The sequence below is a fragment of the Paenibacillus sp. p3-SID867 genome, from assembly GCF_025142895.1.
Lineage (GTDB): Bacteria > Bacillota > Bacilli > Paenibacillales > Paenibacillaceae > Paenibacillus_AQ.
This window is the reverse complement of record NZ_JAMBDM010000009.1, coordinates 1-20,165: the sequence shown is the minus strand read 5'-3', so window position 1 is coordinate 20,165 and position 20,165 is coordinate 1. Positions and strand designations below refer to the sequence as shown.

At 45.9% G+C, this 20,165-nt stretch carries 17 protein-coding genes and 3 pseudogenes; 11 read left to right on the top strand and 9 right to left on the bottom strand.

Annotation, left to right across the window (positions count from 1 at the left end):
- Positions 1-15: 15 nt before the first annotated feature.
- The gene (locus M4D81_RS18880; RefSeq protein WP_260067636.1) at positions 16-897 is read right to left on the bottom strand and encodes an ABC transporter ATP-binding protein; all 882 of its coding nucleotides are present in this window, start codon (positions 895-897) and stop codon (positions 16-18) included.
- 317 nt (positions 898-1,214) lie between these two features.
- On the opposite strand from M4D81_RS18880, the gene M4D81_RS18875 reads away from it, so the two are divergent.
- Entirely contained in the window at positions 1,215-1,811 is a 597-nt protein-coding gene (locus M4D81_RS18875; protein ID WP_260067635.1) for a TetR/AcrR family transcriptional regulator, read from the top strand.
- A 162-nt stretch (positions 1,812-1,973) separates the two neighbouring features.
- Here the strand turns inward: M4D81_RS18875 and M4D81_RS18870 are convergent, their stop codons facing one another.
- Positions 1,974-2,393, bottom strand: a complete 420-nt coding sequence (locus tag M4D81_RS18870; RefSeq protein WP_260067634.1) for a universal stress protein — start codon at positions 2,391-2,393, stop codon at positions 1,974-1,976.
- Between the two features lie 16 nt (positions 2,394-2,409).
- Complete coding sequence (locus M4D81_RS18865) at positions 2,410-3,873, bottom strand: SulP family inorganic anion transporter (RefSeq protein WP_260067633.1); 1,464 nt, start codon at positions 3,871-3,873, stop codon at positions 2,410-2,412.
- 499 nt (positions 3,874-4,372) lie between these two features.
- Here M4D81_RS18865 and M4D81_RS18860 point away from each other — a divergent pair, with 499 nt between their 5' ends.
- The 3 genes from M4D81_RS18860 (at position 4,373) to M4D81_RS18850 (ending at position 6,751) form a co-directional block, all read left to right on the top strand.
- Entirely contained in the window at positions 4,373-4,867 is a 495-nt protein-coding gene (locus M4D81_RS18860) for a hypothetical protein (protein WP_260067632.1), read from the top strand.
- Complete coding sequence (locus M4D81_RS18855) at positions 4,867-5,943, top strand: beta-propeller fold lactonase family protein (protein ID WP_260067631.1); 1,077 nt, start codon at positions 4,867-4,869, stop codon at positions 5,941-5,943. The genes M4D81_RS18860 and M4D81_RS18855 overlap by 1 nt, the downstream gene beginning before the upstream one ends.
- A gap of 502 nt (positions 5,944-6,445) precedes the next feature.
- On the top strand, positions 6,446-6,751 hold the full coding sequence (locus M4D81_RS18850) for a hypothetical protein (RefSeq protein ID WP_260067629.1): 306 nt from the start codon (positions 6,446-6,448) through the stop codon (positions 6,749-6,751).
- Between the two features lie 252 nt (positions 6,752-7,003).
- Here the strand turns inward: M4D81_RS18850 and M4D81_RS18845 are convergent, their stop codons facing one another.
- A complete protein-coding gene (locus M4D81_RS18845) occupies positions 7,004-9,493 on the bottom strand; it encodes a DUF7948 domain-containing protein (protein WP_260067628.1) in 2,490 nt (829 codons plus the stop codon).
- Positions 9,494-9,729: 236 nt separating this feature from the next.
- On the bottom strand, positions 9,730-10,482 hold the full coding sequence (locus M4D81_RS18840; RefSeq protein ID WP_260067627.1) for an SDR family oxidoreductase: 753 nt from the start codon (positions 10,480-10,482) through the stop codon (positions 9,730-9,732).
- A gap of 272 nt (positions 10,483-10,754) precedes the next feature.
- On the opposite strand from M4D81_RS18840, the pseudogene M4D81_RS18835 reads away from it, so the two are divergent.
- Positions 10,755-11,001 (top strand): annotated as a pseudogene (locus M4D81_RS18835) (NAD(P)H-dependent oxidoreductase); the annotation flags it as partial.
- Between the two features lie 141 nt (positions 11,002-11,142).
- Here M4D81_RS18835 and M4D81_RS18830 read toward each other — a convergent pair.
- Positions 11,143-11,490 carry a winged helix-turn-helix transcriptional regulator gene (locus M4D81_RS18830; RefSeq protein WP_260067626.1) on the bottom strand — a complete coding sequence of 116 codons (348 nt, stop codon included), beginning with the start codon at positions 11,488-11,490 and terminating at the stop codon, positions 11,143-11,145.
- Between the two features lie 268 nt (positions 11,491-11,758).
- Here M4D81_RS18830 and M4D81_RS18825 point away from each other — a divergent pair, with 268 nt between their 5' ends.
- Together M4D81_RS18825 and M4D81_RS34845 are read left to right on the top strand one after the other, a co-directional pair.
- Positions 11,759-12,010 (top strand): glutamate synthase-related protein, encoded by a 252-nt coding sequence (locus tag M4D81_RS18825; RefSeq protein ID WP_260067625.1) that lies wholly within the window; start codon positions 11,759-11,761, stop codon positions 12,008-12,010.
- The gene (locus M4D81_RS34845) at positions 11,994-12,071 is read left to right on the top strand and encodes a hypothetical protein (RefSeq protein WP_397376761.1); all 78 of its coding nucleotides are present in this window, start codon (positions 11,994-11,996) and stop codon (positions 12,069-12,071) included. Before M4D81_RS18825 ends, M4D81_RS34845 begins: the two co-directional genes overlap by 17 nt.
- 521 nt (positions 12,072-12,592) lie before the next feature.
- On the opposite strand, the gene M4D81_RS18820 is transcribed toward M4D81_RS34845, so the two are convergent.
- Entirely contained in the window at positions 12,593-13,207 is a 615-nt protein-coding gene (locus tag M4D81_RS18820; protein ID WP_260067624.1) for a TetR/AcrR family transcriptional regulator, read from the bottom strand.
- Positions 13,208-13,246: 39 nt separating this feature from the next.
- Complete coding sequence (locus M4D81_RS18815; RefSeq protein ID WP_260067623.1) at positions 13,247-14,725, bottom strand: NAD(P)/FAD-dependent oxidoreductase; 1,479 nt, start codon at positions 14,723-14,725, stop codon at positions 13,247-13,249.
- A 489-nt stretch (positions 14,726-15,214) separates the two neighbouring features.
- Between M4D81_RS18815 and M4D81_RS18810 the strand changes: the two genes are divergently transcribed.
- The 3 genes and pseudogenes from M4D81_RS18810 to M4D81_RS18800 all read left to right on the top strand — a co-directional run bounded on the left by M4D81_RS18810 (position 15,215) and on the right by M4D81_RS18800 (position 18,411).
- Entirely contained in the window at positions 15,215-15,808 is a 594-nt protein-coding gene (locus M4D81_RS18810; protein WP_260067622.1) for a chloramphenicol phosphotransferase CPT family protein, read from the top strand.
- Positions 15,809-16,311: 503 nt separating this feature from the next.
- A complete protein-coding gene (locus M4D81_RS18805; protein WP_260067621.1) occupies positions 16,312-17,463 on the top strand; it encodes a Gfo/Idh/MocA family protein in 1,152 nt (383 codons plus the stop codon).
- 32 nt (positions 17,464-17,495) lie between these two features.
- Positions 17,496-18,411, top strand: a pseudogene (locus tag M4D81_RS18800) (Gfo/Idh/MocA family protein).
- Here M4D81_RS18800 and M4D81_RS18795 read toward each other — a convergent pair.
- The gene (locus M4D81_RS18795; protein ID WP_260067620.1) at positions 18,389-19,294 is read right to left on the bottom strand and encodes an AraC family transcriptional regulator; all 906 of its coding nucleotides are present in this window, start codon (positions 19,292-19,294) and stop codon (positions 18,389-18,391) included. The pseudogene M4D81_RS18800 and the gene M4D81_RS18795 overlap by 23 nt on opposite strands.
- A 455-nt stretch (positions 19,295-19,749) precedes the next feature.
- Between M4D81_RS18795 and M4D81_RS18790 the strand changes: the two are divergent.
- Positions 19,750-20,165, top strand: a pseudogene (locus M4D81_RS18790) (alcohol dehydrogenase catalytic domain-containing protein); the annotation flags it as partial.

Here is a 20,165-nt window from a genome sequence, read left to right as displayed (position 1 = left end):
CCTCCGTTTCCGCTCTTAGACTTCATAATGACGCATGAATAAGTCTTCTAGCGTAGGCGGCACGGACTCAAACTTCTTAACCCCCAATTTTGCCGCTTCGGACAAAATCTCATTGATAAATTCGTTATCCGCAGAGAATGTCGCTTGATTGCCGGATTGCTTGAAATCATGAACCCCGTTAACGGATGCCATTATAGCCACATTGCCTTGCGTTACCATAGTTACTGTAGAACGCGTTAAATGACGCAGCTCATCCAATGTCCCGGTTTCAACCACTATGCCTTGACGAATGATAACTACTTTATCGGCCAGTCGTTCCACTTCGCTCAAAATATGAGAGGACAGCAAGATGGCTTTTCCCGCAAGCTTGATTTTTTCGACCTCATCCTGGAAGACGGCTTCCATTAACGGATCAAGGCCGGAAGTCGGTTCGTCGAAAATATACAAATCGGAGTCAACGGATAAAGCCGCGATCAAGCCGACTTTTTGCCGATTTCCTTTGGAATAGCCTTTGGCTTTCTTCTTAGGATCCAATTCAAACCGTTTAATCAAATAGTCGCGTTTATTTTTGTCTCCGCCGCCATGCAATTTCATAAACAAATCAATGATTTCGCCGCCTGTTAAACTGCCCCAAAGAGCCACGTCCCCAGGAACATAAGAAATTCGTTTATGAATCTCAAGGCTATCCTTCCATACATCCTTGCCGAAGATTTTTGCATCTCCGGCATCCCGATGGATGATTCCTAGCAAAGTGCGAATCGTTGTGGATTTCCCCGCGCCATTCGGTCCGATAAAGCCGACAACTTCTCCGGCATTTACCGTAAATGACACGTCATGCAGCGCTTTGAATTTCCCGAATCTTTTTTGCAAGCCTTGCACTTCTACAATATTTGTCATAGCACTAAAACTCCTTCTAGACCAGTTTTAGTAACGTGCTTTCCAGTTTAAAGCAAAGCTGATAAATAACGAACTAATAAATGATATTAAGTTCGTAAATTCGAAATATTTGCTTTGTTTTAAACCAAAGTTCATTTACAGTTTCAGTTATACACCCGATTATCCGTATAGTCAACGCAAAAATTTATAAGTTTAGAACTCCTTTATGTTTGATAATTCATAATTATAGCTATATAATAAATAGGAAGGGGAAATGCGAACTAAATCCTCCTTAAAATATTTTTTTAGACATAATAGTTAGAAAGCAGGAATAAGGAATGAACGGTTTTGAAAAGAGGACACAAGCGAAGAAAAATCAAGTTCTAGAAGCAGCTTTTAAATTGATAAATACCGATGCCGGCATAGAAAATGTAACGATGGATGAGATTGCTAGACATTCTCATGTCGGTAAAACGACGATTTTTAAGTATTTTGGGAGCAAAGAAAACCTGGTTCATGAGGTTTTTAAATATTTTTTAACTCAAATGGGGGAAACGGCCCGAGAAATCATGGCCGAGAATAAACCTTTTGAAGAAACGATCATTGCCATGAGTCAGAACAAAATCAATTATCTGGAAAAAATCAACAAACAATTTTATTTGGGTTTAATGGATTATTTTACAAAGAAAGATGATGACGGATTATCTCTGATGATGCAGCAATACGTCAAGGAAAGCTACAGTCTTATGTTGGATTTGTTTCACCGCGGGCGTAAAGAAGGCAAGGTTGATCTGAAATATTCGGATGAATTTCTTCTGATTTATTTCCAGGCACTGGTTGAAGGGATCTCCAGCCCGCATATCTACCCGAAGATTCTCCCTTATACCGCCCAATGGACGGAATTGCTGATAAAAGGTATTGCGCCAAGCAAATAAAGCATATAAATATTCCCGCATGAAAGAGATCTTTCGTCCGAGCGGCCAAACCATTGAAAACCTTCATGTTACCGCCAAATTCCGGTGGCGTTCCTAGATGCAGTTTCTCGGAAGCTGATTAACAATTCCTTTTGACATAGGTCATGTTTAATTTCATTATTATTACTTTACCACCATAACAGGGCACCGGGCTCTCTTTACTACTTTATGGCTGACACTTCCTAAAACAAATTCTTGGAATGAGTTAAGGCCGCGACTTCCTATAATGATCAGATCAACATTTTTCTTTTTTGAGTAATCAACAATTGTGGGACCCGGATCACCAATGACTATTGTGATTTGATGATTCACGTTTTTATTTCCCAGTTCTTCTGTAACTGGTAATAGTTTTTGTTTCCGTTTTAACTCAATTTCCTCATGGTTCTGTGAATGGAGCACTTCTTCTTTTATTTTGGTTGGATCTACAGCGAAGAAAACCTCAACGGTTGCACCATCACTAAGAGATGCGACTCTAGCTGCTTCAGTTGCAGCACGAACTGAATTTTTAGAACCGTCCGCAGCAAGTAAAATATGTTGATACATGGATATCACTCCTGTTCTAATGAGATTTTAATTGCGCGTTAGAATCGTGGTATACAGCTAATCTATTTACAATTTTTTCACTTGATGCATTGAGTCCTTTAATGGTGACACGGTTATGATTAGCACGGTATTTAATTACAACTTTATCTACGGCGCCGACGCCTGAGTCATCCCAAATATGTGCATTCGAAAAGTCTAGAACAATGTCCCTCTCTGTGACGTTGTAATCAAATGCGTTGACGAATCCTTCTACAGATGCAAAAAAGAGTTGGCCAGAGATCTTGAACGTTGTTTTATTCCCCCTGATATCGGTTGTAACACTTACTTTTGATATTTTAGAAGCGAAGAATATGGCACTTAGGATGATTCCTAAGAGAACCCCAATTGCAAGGTTATCGGTAACAACAACAACAATGACCGTAGCCAGCATGACAAAGGCATCACTTTTAGGGGCTTTTCTTAAATAGGAGAATGATGACCAGTCAAAGGTACCAACTGATACCATAATCATAATCCCAGCCAAGACAGGCATTGGAATTTGTACCACAACTCCACCTAGAACAATAATCAAAAACATCAGAAACACACCGGCTACAAATGTCGACAACCTAGTACGACCGCCCGATTTTACATTGATGACAGACTGTCCGATCATCGCGCAGCCAGCCATTCCACCGAAGAAACCCGTAATGATGTTTGCGATGCCTTGTCCACGAGCTTCCTTATTTTTATTACTGTCTGTTTCAGTCATATCATCTACAATCGAAGAGGTTAGAAGAGATTCAACCAAACCCACAACAGCTAGGGAAATCGAGTAGGGGAAAATGATTTGTAACGTTTCAAGATTAAATGGGATGTTAGGGATTAGAAAAGAGGGTAAGGATTGAGTGATGACTCCCAATTCACCGACAGTTCCCAAATCTAGATTGCCCCATATTGCTGCGGCAGTTAGCACGACAATAGCGATAAGAGGTGCTGGAATTGCTTTGAAGAAACGGGGTAAAACATATACAATAATCAAGGTAACGGCAACGAAAATATAGGTTAGCGTTGAAATTCCTACAAAATGAGGTACTTGAGCCATAAATATTAGAATGGCAAGAGCATTAACAAAACCAATCATGACAGCTCTCGGTATGAATTTCATGAGTTTACCAATTTTGAATATTCCAAACAGCAATTGGATAATGCCAGTGAGGACCGTTGCCGCCAATAAATAATGAATGCCATGTTCCTTTACGAGCGGAACCATAAGTAGGGCCATTGCTCCGGTAGCAGCGGAAATCATTCCTGGCCGACCACCTATAAAGGATATAATTACAGCAATACAAAATGAAGCATATAGCCCTACCATTGGATCAACACCAGCAATAATTGAAAATGCAATCGCTTCTGGTATAAGAGCCAAAGCTACCACGATACCAGCTAAGATATCGCCTCTGGTGTTAGAAAACCATTCTTGTTTAATCCGTTCAATCACTTAAGAAGTATGATTCTCAAGTAGGATAGGGGGATCTCTAATGTTCCACGAGCGACATTTTACTCTTAGGCAGGGTCTCTCACATAGGGTTCTTAAACTAACTCAGGTTTCAGAAAATTCGTACAAGTGTTACAAATGTGATGGGGAAGTAAAGCAATATCAACCCAATCCATTCTTTTGGTCCTGTGTTTCGTGCGAAGCGGAATATATGGGGCCTGTGATGGAGAAGTAGCATCCTTGGGGTGCTTTTCTTTTGCCTTCTTCTCAGACACGTCTTCTTGAATTTAATTTAGATATTTAGGACCCATAACTATGAGTATTCTCTCCAAACGATTGTTTGATTCTATACTACCCACACGTAACCTGGAGTACTATGTGGGACCTTTTCCTCGGCTTAGACCGCCTAGCATTATGTATAAGAATATACTAAAAATCACAGCCCCACCTAGGTTATGAATGGATGCCCATTTAATCAGTCAATAGGTTTATGCACACCCATTTGATAAATGAATACATAGAATATACAAATGTCATGAGGGGTGTCAGCGGATGGGATCTAGGTTTAGAAAAACCAAACGTCTTCGAGAATTCAAACTTAGAAACATTCTTAAATATAAATGGAAAAGGAAAAAAGTTCGTAATATTAAGAAGAGAATTCGCCGTAGGTCGAATCCGTCATTTCATGTTCCGCTTGCACCTCAAAACCTGCAGGGGATTCATGGTCCACCTGGATTGCAAGGCCCGCAGGGTGAGACAGGTCTTATCGGACCGCCTGGATTGCAAGGTCTACGAGGAGAAGTGGGACCTTCCGGGCCTGAGGGAAATCCAGGAGTTCCCGGCCCTCCAGGACCACCAGGAACTCAGGGAATTCCAGGAGTTCCTGCCTCCGCTGGACCACCCGGACCCCAAGGGGTTCCAGGTCCTTCCGGACCACCAGGAATCTCTACTGAGAATATCTGCTTTCAAGACCTTCGTTCGAAGCTTCAAGGGTTAGTGGGTCAGTTTATTTCTCTAATAACTGAGGGTTCTCCTGATACGATTCAAGGGCGAATTTTCCGGGTCGATGAAGGAAGCCTGATTCTCATTGGTGAGTCTGGCACACGGATCTTCCCGATTTGTACAATTAGCTCCGTTGACTTTGGTCCGTTTGCTTATGTAACGAATAGTGCCGATGACACGGTCTCGGTTATCAATACGGCAACCAATACGGTCATCGATCTGATTTCAGTAGGAGATACTCCTCAAGGAATAGCAATTACGCCAGACGGGACAAGAGCTTATACGGCAAATAGCGGAAACACAATTTCTGTTATCGACACGGCAACCAATAACATCCTAACGACCATTTCTATTTTTCCTGGGGGAATCAATGCTACCGGTATTGCCATAACACCCGACGGTTCCCGTGCTTATACAGCAAATCCCGGGAACAATACCGTCTCCGTAATCGACACAACAATCAATATGGTCATCACCACGATTTCCCTGGCTCCGGAAACCGGTGTCAATGACATTGCCATAACTCCTGACGGCACTCGTGCCTATTCTATTAATACGGGAACCAATTCGGTAACTGTGATTGACACCATGTCAAATACTGTTCTGACAACGATTCCTCTGGCTCCAGCAGGTACCAATCCGTCGGGGATCGCGTTCACTCCGGATGGCAGCCGGGCCTACACGGCCAACGCTGGTACTGATAATGTTTCGGTGATCAATACAGCAACGAATACGGTGATAACTACCATTAGCCTTGCGCCCGCAGGTGACAGTCCTAGTGATATTGCGATCACTCCCGACGGTGAACGTGCTTATATCGCAAATTTTAACGACACGGTTTCGGTGATCAATACGACAACGAATACAGTAATAACCACTATTAATCTAGCGCCCGCAGCGGATGGTCCTGAGAGCATTGCCATCACACCGGATGGTACCCGCGCCTACACAGCCAATTTAAACAATAATACCGTTTCGGTGATCAGTACGGCCACCAACGCGGTCATTGGAACTGTGATTCCGGTTGGAGATAGCCCTCGGGGAATCGCAATTACGCCGATTACCATATAAATTGAGCAGTACGGTATTTCTTCCACTTCCATCATCCTGAATTTAATCCTGCAATGAACAAAAGGACCCATAAAATGTGTTAGTTAACGAGACCATAGTTTTGAATGAAGAAAACATTCTGTCTAATGACACAAAAGTGTCTACATTTATTACAGCTGAAAAGCCTGACTTATCAGGCTTTTCGTATTATCAGGCTTTTCGTATTATCAGGTTAGCCAGAATCTTCTGGTTGGCTTTTTTTTTGTAGTCGTTTTACGATGGGGGAGCCGGGAGAACGTTGCGGCTTTAGGGGCAATGATCCCGTAATAAAAACGGTTCTCTCACGACCTCCAAAAAACCATGTTTGAGCTGGTAGGGGCGGTAGAATAGGATAGAGTTCTCGTTAGTAGCAAGGAGAATATCTCATAAAAACTAGTATTGAGTCCACACTTTCTATTTTATATTTCATATGATACCTATGTCAGCTGACAAAAAAATAGATAAGAAAGGGGACAAAATTATCATGGCTATTACAGTACCGGTTCCAACAATAGGAGACGTTATTGTTTTAACTACGGTTGGTGAACAAGTAGAGTCCGGTTGTACGTTTCCCGGACCAGGAGCTCCAGATGTAAAAAATTACGATGTTGCACCCGGACAATTATATATTATTGGATGTAATAACTTCCCAATTGGTGGAGGAACCGTTGCATTCATTGCTGATGCCGAGAATTTAAATTTGGCCCAGCTCATTACAGCTATTCTCGAACTTGCTGTAGTTCAAGATATGGGTGGGCGTAGGAACATTTTCACAGCAGTAGAAGGTTAATCGAAGAGGTAGGAATCCGCCCAAATGGAACTGTATTGATCTCTAAAGCAATATCGTGTTGATTTATATTTTGCTTTAATAGTGGACTGATCCCGAAGCGAACAAGTTTAAAAGCCCTGATCATACCAATTTATTTGGTTTAATCAGGGCTATTTCATTACGCTCATGTCAGCTGTAGCTCTTCCGAACTGCCACATCTATAAGAAAGATGGAGGGGGGAATTGTTTTCACTAAAACTATTTATCTATAGACCTAAATGAGTTTTTTAATTTTGCGGCATACCCTTCGAAATCGTTTCTTTTTGATCGGTTTTTTGCGGATCCGCTTTGCACACTTTTTCCGAATGCCAGGCGGCCCTTTCGGACCTGGTGGTCCAGGTGGTCCAGGATCCCCTTGCGGCCCTCTAAGACCTGGTGGCCCTTCCAGTCCTGGGGCCCCTTGTAGATCAGGGCCCCCTTGTAACCCGGGCGGTCCCTCAGTACCCGGCAGTCCTCTTAGCCCGGGCGGTCCTTGCAGCCCTTGCAGACCTGTTGACCCTTGAGGACCTTCGGATCCCGGCGGACCTGGTAGTCCAGGCGGTCCCGGTGGTCCCGGTGGTCCCGGTGGTCCGGGCACAAGATTTTCCCCTATTTTCACGATAAACGAATCAAATGCGCTTTGTGTCGCATCGAATGCACCCGGGGTCACCGGGAAATCAGCCGATTCCGTATGACCAGCAGCATAAACATTGCCGAATTCATCCATCGCGATTGCGAAACCACCGTCAGTACTGCTTCCTCCAAGATAAGAAGAATACAGCAAAGATGTACCCGTTAAACTTATCCGGGTAAAGAAGGCGTCCTCGGCTCCTCTCAAATTGGATTGAAAGGCGCCGGGAATGGTCGGGAAGTCGGCAGAAAATGTCGCGCCGATCACACTTGCGTTACCGAAAGCATCTACCGCAATACCGCGCCCCGCATCGCTCGCGCTTCCCCCGAGATAGGTGGAATAGACGAGAGCGGAACCCGCTGGGTTCAGCTTGGTTACAAATCCATCTTCACCACCGCCGTTCGTTATGCTAAAAGCGCCCGGAGTCACCGGAAAATCGGTTGAGGTTGCCATCCCGGTTACATAGGCATTTCCTGAGATATCCGCCGCGATGCCAAACCCTTCATCCGCTGCATTTCCACCGAGAAGAGTGGAGTACACAAGACCGGTCCCGGCAGGATTCACTTTTGTGACAAAAACATCAAGAACACCATTGAAGCTGACATCGAAAGCACCGGGAGTCACCGGGAAATCGGGAGATTCGGTAGAACCCGTTACATACGCATGGCCGGAAGGATCGATGGCGATAGCCCTACCCTGACTATTGGGCGTCATCATTCCACCAAGGAGACCGGAGTATACGAGTGAAGAGCCGGCTGGATCCAGCTTCGTCACGAATACATTTATACCCTCATTGAACGTCGTGTTAAAAGAGCCCGGGGTCACCGGGAAATCGGTAGCATCTGTGAATCCCGTCACATACGCGTTACCCAAAGCGTCTACTGCGATACCGTGGCCCTCATCACGAAGGGAACCGAGTCCCCCTAAAAAGGTCGAGTAGATCAAAGCGGAACCGGATGAGTTCAATTTAGTCACAAAAACTTCCCGCATGCCCTTGAAGGTTGGATCCAGGGCGGTGGGGGTCACCGGAAAATCGGCGGATTCCGTATAACCCGTTACATACGCGTTACCCGCAGCATCCACCGCTATAGCGAAGCCTTGATCTTCACCGCTTCCCCCGAGATAGGTGGCGTAGACAAGGGCGGTCCCGGCTGGATTCAGCTTTACCACAAAGGCGTCAAATCCTCCTTGAGAGGTCGTTTGAAAAGCGCCCGGGGTCGTCGGAAAGTTAGGGATATCCGTATATCCTGTTACGAACGCATGGCCCGAATCATCGACAGCGATACCTTGAGCCTGAGTAAGAAGCAGATTACCGCCGCCTCCGCCGAGATAAGTGGAATAAAGCAGAATCGGATCAATCACCAAAGGCAGGTTCGGATTATACTCTTCCTTCATTTTAAAGCCAACGATCTTATTCCCATCCGCTTCTCCGGAGAGTAGAAAAGCACAGTCTAACATGTTTCTGCTTCCATCTACCACTTGATAAGCGACCGGTTTTTGATCTGTCAACGTTCCTAATGGAGTAAAGATTTGCAAATTACCGGCATCATCAATCAGGATATCAACGCTACCTTCGCATACAAGCCGGATGTCCTCCACACGGCTGCCCGGCTGTATCACCACATCATATTTCAGCTTGCCTTCGATTCCTTGAAATACGACATCAATGCCGGACCATATGTTCCGGTAAGTAATTTCCCGATATAGCGGAAGATTCGTGTAATGCTTTTGGGAGTCGGTTCCGTGAATGAAGTGGACCTTTCCCGGCTCCTGCGAGGTGCCCTCCACGGTAATGGCGGAATGGGCATCTAAGAAACGCCATATCAAGTTGACGCCATCTATTTGGCGCTCATGTTCTTGATCCGTCCGTTCCCGAATACGTGAACCGGCGGCCCCGATTTTGGTAAAAGGCAAGGAGAGCGGGGCGATAACATAAAAAGTCATCATCACGTGGTCCGGAGCGAAGGCGTAACGAAAGCCATTGCCTTGTACATAGAACGAAAACCGGTCATCATCTTGCCCGGAATTGGGAATAAACGTCAGAGGAAGCTTGCCGTATGCTTCCAACTGTTTTATCTCTTCCTCGGGCTCCATGAGAACCCCCCTTTCGAATAAGTGGTTTGAAAACGCTCGTTCGAAGCTATTTTCATCAACTTCGTTGGGTTGGGAAGTTTCGTGATTCAATACATCTTTATAAATATGACTTGAACGAATTGAATGTGCGTATTTCCCTAAGTAACGGGGTAGGCGAAAAAGAAACTATATTGATACGTCATTTAATGCTTTTATTTATTTTAAACTTGTTATTTATGGGGACAGCCCCTTTCATGTTACACGAGACCCCTAGCGAACCCTCCGTCAACATGCAGCTCGACGCCAGTGGTGAAGGTCGCGTCAGCGGCCAAAAACAAGGCGGCGGCAGCAACTTCCTCAACTGTGCCGTGGCGCTTCAGCGGAGTGATCTCGTCTCCCTGTTTCATAAACTCCGCTCGTTCCTCATCGGTCAGACCAGGAACGCCCATAGACGGGGTATCAATGTAACCGGGGGCTACTGAATTTACGCGAATCTTCCTAGGCAGGAATTCAGCGGCGAGCACCTGAGCAATCGCTACCACAGCCTCCTTCGAACCGGAATAGGCGCTCAAGCCGGGGAAGATTTTATCATTGGCAACTGTAGTGAAGACAATCGCGCCACCATCATTAATGAAGGGAGCAAGACGCTGAACGGTGAAGAACGAGCCCTTGGTGTTGATATTAAAGTGGCGGTCCCATGAAGCCTCAGTCACCTGCTCAAGCAAATTGATCTCTGCAATGCCGTGGTTGACGAACAAATAGTCAATGCGGCCCAGCTTTTCCTCTACAAATACTCCGAGCGCTTCGATGTCCGCCATGCTCGCGGCATCAGATCGTACGACATGCGCCGAACTCGAATTGAGCTCGTTCCGGGCCTCGTTGATCTTCTTCTCGTTTCGGCCAGTGAGCACGACTTCAGCTCCCCCCTCAAGGAGCGCCTTGACAATTGCTAACCCCATGCCATGGGTACCACCTGTGACAACGGCTTTCTTACCTGTATACTTGTTCATATAAATCCTCCTCAAAACGGTTAAGTGTATGTTCCTGCAAATCAAACTCTAAAGCATGGAAATAGAATTGAGAAGAACGTACTTTATTGTGCTATTAACACCAAAAAGTGATATAGGTACTGATTAGTACCTGTGCCTGTATATGTCATGCTATTGTTCTAATAGGTACGTTTTGGTACCTATATAACAGAAGAGTGCGTACGATTTTATACACCTTACTCAAAGAAAATGAAAATCGAAGTTCTTAGTTTAGAAAAGGAAGGTGTACCCTAATGAAAGTACTCACGGTTGTTACGCATCCAAGAACAAATTCCTTAAGCTTTGCAGTTGCGGATCGATTTGTACAAGGCCTTATAAAAGCAGGGCATGAGACGGAGGTGTTGGACTTGCTTCGCAGCGGCTTTGATCCTGTATTGGGGGACGCTGACGAGCCCGATTGGACAGGTAAGCATAAGCAATATTCAACCGAGGTGGAACAACGGATTTGCTTACGGCAATAGCAGTCTTCATCATCAACATGCTGACGCAAGCTTATAATCTGGGTCTGAATTTGGCAAAATAGAAGCTGATATTGACTTCGTTTATGGCAGGGTATCCCTCTGCAAACAGCAACGGCAGTCCAGGACGTAATGTTCACGTCCCAGGCTGCCGTTGCTGTCTTTATTCGGTCCTGCTTTTCTTGAAACTGCCTTGAATAAATTTCTCTCCCCACTCGCACATCAGATCCAAAATCGATTTCAATGATTCACCTGTTTCGGTCATTTCATAGATCACTTTCGGCGGGACTTGATTATAGACCGTCCTGAAGATAATATCGTCTTCTTCCAGCTCGCGCAGCTGTTGCGTTAACATTTTTTGCGTAATGTCCGGCATGGCCTTCTTAAGCTCGCTCGTTCGTTTGGGTCCATAAGACAAGTGGCATAGAATCAGCGTCTTCCATTTGCCTCCAATAACATTGATTGTGGCTTCTGCCGGTATCATGTACTTTCGTTTCGGTTGCAGTTCCATGAGGTGTCTCCTCCTGTCAATGATCGTTTCAATAAAATACAGGAACTTTTTGGTACCTATATCACTTACTGGTGCTAATAGCACAATAAAGTGCGTTCTTTCCATAGACACAGTATATGCGACATAATCAGCTTACACCAGCACTAATCGTGTTAGGATGGTCGACCAATCTGTGCGGAGCGATCTTCCTCGAAGGAATCGATGTATCGATGATGGTACCGAGGGAGTTGGCTAAACAGTAGAGACAAATATTCCAGGATGGATGTTATTGAAAACCGGGAGCCCAGGCATTGCACTGGAGGCCGGGATTGATTTTATTACAGTGGACGGGGCCGAAGGAGGCACTCATGCAACTGCGCCTATTATGGAAGATGACCTCGGATTTCCTACGATGTTTGCCATAACCAGGGCGGCCAAATTTCTTGCGAAAAAAGGTGCAACCCGTGAAGTAAGCTTAATTGCAACGGGGGGATTGAATTACACCGGGGGATGTTCTAAAAGCGATGGCGCTCGGGGCTGATGCCATCTATATGGGCACTACTGTCATGATGGCGCCTGTTGGAGATCAAATGGCTTTTTGAACCGCCAACGGACCTTGTTGTGTACAATGCAAAAATGACAGTCCATCTTGACAAGTCTATCCGAGATTTCTACATCTGATTTATGTGCAATCGACCCGTTTATTGCAAGGGCGATAGGCCTATATCTTGGATATGTGACGCATGAGGAGCAGGATAACTTTTTTTCGGAAAATGGGGAGTGTGCCTGATTCGGGTTACCATCCTGAGAAAGGTTGGGCTTCAGAACAACAGAAAGAAGATCAGTTGCATCATTAAGGGATCCCTCACCGTACATACTCATTAACCCCCGTAAACCAGACATTTAAAGATGACCTCTAAATAGACCGAGACTTGAAAAAGTACTTAATATGAAAAAGGCACAATCTCTTAAAGTTTTATTGAGGAAAAACGACACTGGAGCGAGAAATGGCAATCCGTTAGTAACCGATTAGTTTAAGATGGGACTTGGGCCGGAAAGGTTTCGGTGATTGATCAGGATCCCACGGAACTTGATCAATCACCTTTTAATTCCTGAGTATGGTTTAGCGCTCTTGGACGCGCGGACCCGCTACAATTCGCATGAGTATATCCGCATCTGGCAGCTGATGATCGTCATCGATTGGCATGTTGAGTGTAATCAATGCGGACAGTATGGTCAAAAATGCGGAGATGAGCTGGCGGGCATCGCCTTGTGCGAAATCCCCAATCTGCTGGCCTTCCTCGAACAAAGGAAGCAGCTGATCCATATAGCGCTTCACGGAAAAATGCTGCAGCAGTTGTTTAGCTTCAGTCGGCACATCTTCAGCCGAATTGGCGTGCTGGATCAGCTTGAACGGATATTGTGTGCTTTCCTCTTTCAGAATGCTCGCAGTAAAGATGCGAAGTTTGTCAAAAGGGGAACCCGGGATCTCGTAGATCCTCTCCATCTCCCGAGCAGTTTCCTCGGCAACTTGCCGGATCAGGGTGACGAACAGCTCTTCTTTCGATTCGAAAAACCGGTAGAGCTGGCCAGCACTAAGATTGGCTTCTTCAGCGATCATGCTCATCTTGGCTCCATGCAAGCCACGTTGGGCAAATACCTTTAAGGCAGCTTCTAAGATTTGCTGTCTTCGCGTTTCTCGCCGTTTAATCAACTGTTCTTCGGATAATGGTGTCACTGGTTAGCACTCCTTTTACTACTTATTTGCTGTATATGATCATGATGATGGCATAAGTTGCTCTATGGTTGCGAAGGGAGCTCGCTCAAATGAAGGAATCGTTTGTTCCAGTCGTTCATGCAGCGGTCGATCCGAATCCTCGATCCATCGGTCTAACCATTGCTTAGCTTCACCGGAACCACCCGCAGCCAGCAAGGATGTGACCATATCCGCATTAAACAGTTCCCGCGGGGATAAGAACAAGGAGTTGACGAGCCAATATAATCCGAAAATGTCGTAATTGTCATGCTCCGTAGACCATTTAAGGATATGTTCGAAATAATGCTGCACGAACGTCAAACCTTGAATCGGTTGTGCACCGATGTGCTCCACGCCTTCCCAGCGGAGGTCAGACACGACATTTAACCACCAGGCCGGCTCGATGATTTCTTGTATCCGAGTAAGGACTTCGAGTTCGAAGTCAGGTTTGGGGCGACTCACCTGTTGGTGAAGACATGCTTCAAGAATCTCCGCTTCAATCGCCGCAAGCGTCATTCCTTGTCCGTAAACAGGATCAAGTTGACAGAAGGCGTCTCCCATGACCAGCAATCCGGAAGGCCATCGCTCCATCTGTTCAAATCGCTGCCTTGACAGTTCCGGAACCCGAAAACCACGCGGTTGCCCGATCGGTTCCAGTCCTTGCAGCGCTTCATTCAATAATGGGTTCCCTAGTTGCCGAATTTCTTGTTCGAATAATGCCGGATCGGTGGAGGGATAACGACCGTTCAAATTCCAGAGTACCATTTCTGCTATATCGTTTTCAATGATCGAAAAAGCGCCTGCATGTGACGCTGCGTGAGGATCGCCTTCCATGCGAATCCCATCCAGCTCTTCCTTGCGCCCTACAGGGATGCGATAACGTCGTGTGCTGTACCCCAAAGATACTTTTAGTCGCTCAGCCTGCGGAACTTCATACCCGAGCTCGGATAACCATTGAACGGTTTTGGAGAAACGGCCGCTCGTGTCGATGATAAGGTCTGCCGCCATCGTGAACTGCTGACGTTCACCCGAGGTACGCTCCCTGATAACAATGCCTGTTACTCGTGAATGATCTTCTGTCGTTTGAAGATGAATCACATCATTCAAGCCAAGCAAAAGAACATTATCGATACCCTGAATATAGCTGCGCATGACCCATTCGAACAACGCCCTGCTGAAGGACGCATCGTGATTTTGTTCGACTGCGATCATCCGCCCGTAAGGGCTGATAAGATGCGTGGTCTTCCCAAGCGTGGGGTGAGCTCCATTGTTGATTAATTCATTAATAAATCCAGGGAATAAACGGTTTAGAATAATCCTGCTGCGAGGCGTAAGCCGGTGGGGCTGGAAGGCCTGAGGTGTTCCGGGACGGTTTTCAGGCTCCTCAGGAAAAGCGTCTCGGTCCACAATGATAACCTCACCATAAAATCCTGACAGTACTTTGGCTGCCAGCAGTCCGGCGATACCTCCGCCAATAATAATCGCGCGTTCCGTGTTCATAAATTCATTCCTCCTATTTTATAATTACGACTGATATTTCAAAGAATTGTCGAAATGGTCAGAGGGTCCTGTCGAACGGAGTAAAAATGGTCACGTTAGTATTAATTTCATGAAATTATCTCCTTTCAATAAATGCTGAGTGCAAGTAACCCTGAAAAAAGTTAAAAAGAAAGTTTGAGTTTTATGAATGAATGATTCATTCTTAAAATATGGCATTTATTTCGGATTGTCAACCCTTTCGAGAATTTTGGAGAGAATATGTAATTATCTTATGGAGGAATGCCTTGACGTTGATGGATGAGAATGAATTGAAGTTGTGCTTGTTATGAGGCAGACAAACGAATTCAAGGGTTTACCTCATAATACGAACGGGCAGGAAAGTTTAATCGCTTCTCGAATATTTTATCAGTTGGATTATTTAATGAACTTTGTGAATATAACGTTGTCTGAATGATACGAAATGATTATTTTTTTGAAGGGATGATTAAATTGAAGCAAGGAATATTAGTTTTTCTAAATGGAACTTCAAGTTCCGGAAAGACCTCCATATCGACTGAACTGATAAATCAGAAAGAGATACTTTTTTATCATTTATCAATTGATGATTTTTTTAATAATTACAATGATTTTTTTAATAATAAATTTCCAGATGAACCTCCAAAAGAAATAGATCATCAAATTGTCTCACAAATACTTGATGATTCCATATTCTCAGTGTACAATTCGACAATTAAATTGTTATTAGAATTTGGTTTTAATGTAATAGCTGATACCGTAATTGACAATGACAAGAGGTTTAATGAGTTTCTTGATCTATTTTTCGACCAGTCTACGTTTTTTATAGGTGTAATATGCTCGAAAGAAGAACTCATAAGAAGAGAGCAAACAAGAGGAGATAGACAGATTGGACTAGCAGCTTCACAGATAAGCAAAGTATATTGCTTTGATGAATATGACCTCGAAGTAAATACGGAAGAGATGAATCCAACAGAATGTGCCGAAAAGATATTAAGTTTTATTAAGTCCAATAAGGAATACTCGGTATTTAAGAAATTACGTAAAAGAGACATTAGTGTTTCGTAGAAGCGACGCACGACACTCGACTTGCCCGCTATGCCGCAGTATCCACTGCTTTAACTCTGGCTTAGTGATGAACAGCTTAGCAAGCGAGTGGAAAAAGCCACGGTTCTAAATACTGGCATTGGGGGTACAACGGCATTCTTACAAATTGTTGATACCATTACACCCGTACCTCAACATGTGTTTTATTCCGAATCCCTAATCACCTGGCCACTTCTCGAAAGGACAAGTTCTCCTCAATAGCCAGCCTCATATCGTCCTTGTTAACTTCCTCAGAATAACTCTTGTTTGCACGCCCTGTATTCTCATGTAATAAATCCCTCCAGCAAACAACATCAGGTTAGGAAGACAAGAACAATCTCTAGTTCGGCTATACCTCCCCCTCCTCATGACTTAATTTCAACATCCGACCGCAAAGTAGTAGTATTTTTGCACAAAGTAGTGTCACTTAGGAGAGCTTATTCTTGGTATGCTAGGATCAGTCAAAGCACAGGAGGCTGATAAGCATGTTGAAGGTAGCGATCATTGGAGCAGGCGCGATTTCAAGAGCTCACATTGAGGGATATTTACAATTTCCGGAGCGATGCACGATTGTGGCGATCAGTGATATTTATGTGGATAAAGCACAGGAGAGCATGGATCGTTTTCAGCTGAATGCACGGGTGGTCAAGGATTATAAGGAGCTCTTGCAGGAAGACATCGATCTCGTATCGATCTGTACACCGCCATACACGCACGCAACACTTACGACGGAATTTCTGGAGGCAGGCTCCCATGTCATCGTGGAGAAGCCTATGGCTTCTTCTCTGGAAGAGTGCGATTTGATGATCGAAGCTCAAAAGCGCACCGGCAACATCTTGTCCGTGGTGGCCCAAAATCGGTTCAAAACACCAATGATGAAATTAAAATCCGTGCTGGACAGCGGACTCATGGGCAAAATCGGCCATGTTCAGGTCGATTCCTTCTGGTGGCGCGGCCACTGCTATTACGATCTCTGGTGGCGCGGCACTTGGGAGAAGGAAGGCGGCGGACCGACGCTGAATCATGCCGTGCATCACATCGATGCGCTGCTGTGGATGGTGGGAAGTCCGACGGAAGTGCAGGCGTTCATGAGCAATGTCGCGCACGATAACGCAGAGGTAGAGGACATTTCCATCGGCATGCTGCGTTTTCCGAACGGCTCGCTTGGTCAGGTGACGAGCTCCGTCGTTCATCACGGTGAGGAGCAGCAGCTCATTTTCCAGGGAGAGAAGGCGAGAGTGTCCGCCCCTTGGAAGGTGAAAGCGTCGACATCTAAGTCTAACGGTTTCCCTGAGAAGAACGAGGAGCTGGAGGCCCAACTGCATGCTTTGTACGAGGGGCTGCCGGAAGTTGCGTATGAAGCACATGCAGGGCAAATCGATAATGTGCTGACAGCCATCGAGACGGGCACTCCGGTGTTGATCGACGGCGAAAGCGGCCGGCAAACCTTGGAGCTTATTACAGCTATTTATAAATCAGCCAGCACCGGCGCGCTTGTCAAGCTTCCACTCACGAGCGAGGACTCGTTCTACACAAGAAGCGGCGTGCAGGCAAATGCAACTCATTTCTATGAGAAGAAAAACGCAATCGAGAATTTTGCGCCGCAGACGATTACAACCGGCGTCACTTTTAAATAGGAGGAGTGACCGAACATGCAAAAAGCGACGGAATGAATTACGCACCCAAAGAGCCACTTCAATGCTGTTTGTCAGCCTGTAGAGTTTATATTTGCCGCCGCGGCTTTGGATCACGGACACATCTACGGCATGTGCAGCGGACTTCGGGAAGTGGGAGGTCAGTTATGTGGGTGTACGATCTGACCCGGCGAAGGTGGATAAGCGTTCGTCAGCACTAATCCGGAGGTTCGAGTGGCAAGCTCGCTCGAAGGTCGCCGAGACCGGACGCAAATATGCGGTATATTACAGCGAGCGCCTGCATGTGGAAAGCTCGGTTTATGCGGAACAGCTCATTAAGCAAGGAGCGATCGGTCGCGTCCACCAGGTAATCGGACTTGGAGCGCATCGGATCAAATGCGAAGAATAGGCCGGCATGGTTTTTTGAGAAAGAGAAGTTCGGCTGTATTCTATGCGATATTGGGAGCCATCAGATCGAGCAGTTCCTACAGTTTACCGGAGCAAAGGATGCTGAAGTGATTCATAGCAAGGTCGCAAACTGTAACTATCTGCTATACCCGAACTTTGAGGATTTTGGCGATGCCACACTGATTGGCGATAACGGCGCGACCGAGTACTTCCGGGTGGACTGGATGACGCCGGACGGTCTCAGCACTTGGGGTAGACGGCCGAATGACCATCCTCGGGTCCGACGGATTTATTAAGATACGCAAATATGTCGATATCGTTCGCGAGAACACAGGCAATCATGTTTATCTGGTGAACCGGGATGGCGAGCAGCATTTTGCTGTGAACGGCAAAGTCGGCTACCCTTACTTCGGCCAATGGATTCTGGATTGCCTGAACCGCACGGAGAATGCCATGACGCAAGAGCATGCGTTCAAGGCGGCGGAGCTCTGCCTCATTACACAGCGCGATGCGATTATGATTACGAATGCGGGCCAGCGGTAACGCCGGACCAATTGAGCAGCTGCTTCCGGTATTGATGCGGGGTGACGCCAAAATGGGTTTTGAACAGCTTGCAAAAGTAGGAGCAGTTCGTCACGCCGATAGCCTCAGCGATTCGAGCGACGGCTTGATCCGTTGAGGTCAGCAGCTTCATGGCCTGCTGCATGCGCCTTGCCGTAACATAGTCAGAAATGCTAGACCCCGTACATTCTTTGAACAAATGGGACAAATGGTACGGTGACAGGTGGAGCTCGGCGGCCATTTGCTTTAGGCGCAGCGGCTCCGTGTAATGACCCTCCAGCCAAACGAGGATGCGCTCCGCCTGATGCACCTTGCGTGTAGAGCTGGGGCTGATCTGTCCGGAGCTTTGCTCCCATATCGATTTGAAAGCATGGAAAAATTGGAGTATAAACAAGGAATACTCTTCCAGTTCATCCTTCTTACTGAGAGTGGATCGCTTCCGCTCCAAGCTTTGAAACAGGGCGTGAAACTGATCCGGTTCATCCAGGTTATAAAGACATGGCTGGGGCAACTTGCTCGTATGAATATGTTTGAAGAAAGCCATCAAGCTCGGCCATTTATTGAAATAGGCTTCATAGAGCGAAGGCTCAAAATGAAGGACCGTGCGAACGAAGGGCGTCTGTGGCTGCATGTCCATCTGAACATGATGCAGCTGATACGGCTGAAATACGCACAGCGTCCCGGACGCTACTTCGTAGCTCTTTTGATTTAAAATAAGGGTACCTTTCCCTTCATGGATAACTAATATCTCGATGCCTTGATGGGCATGAAACGTGCCTTGGTATTGATCCTTGCCCGTACTTTTTCGTTTGTAGGCAAAATCTAGCAAACTTCTGTTCAAGTCGAGGGATTGTATATAAGTCAATCGAGACACATCCTCTCTAGATTTGCATGGTTTGATTGTGGACGTTTCGAAACTGTGAGGGCGATTGGCTTTTTGATTACTTCACTCATCATTAGAGTGAAGTGCTTTCATTTCACATCCCTCATCTGCATTTTAAGTTAATAATTGCAAATTTAGAGCATCTTTGATTTACCTACTGACCTTGGGAAAATCAGATTTAGGGCCAGCTCCTATCTTTCAATTATCTGATTCTGTACCGCTGTTTAACTGTATCCATAAGACATGTATAAATAATACGAAATATGGATGGTGTATGTCGGCACATTATCTATTATAGCGAAATTCACCCTATACAAAGGATCAATTAAATACCCTAGAGTGCCGATCTTCAGTATTAGGTTTATTGTTCTTCTCACGTTTGAATTGATCCATCCCTCCCGAACGCAGAGACACCCTCAACTCTCCCAGGTAATTGTATTCGCCGTTTTACAGACCGGCATCGGTTTCTGTACTGCCCGGGCGAAGGGGAGGCGATCGTCGCGATTCGGCGCATCGGCATCTGTAGCACGGATCTGCACGCATACCAGGGAAACCAGCCTTATTTTACTTACCCTCGCATCCTTGGATGAGCTCTCCGGGGTGATCGAAGAGATTGGCGATAATCCGGAAGGGTTAAGAGTGGGCGCTCAGGTCAGTATGATTCCGTACCTGCACTGCGGCCATTGCGTCGCCTGCCTAAGCGGCAAAACGAACTGCTGCGGCGGCATGCGCGAGCGGATTTCTGTTCCCGTCCCCCATCTATTCCGGATGGAAGGACTGTCACTGGATCAGGCGGCTCTACTCGAGCCTCTGGCAATCGGCGCGCATGCCCTCCGCCGAACGGGTACATCCT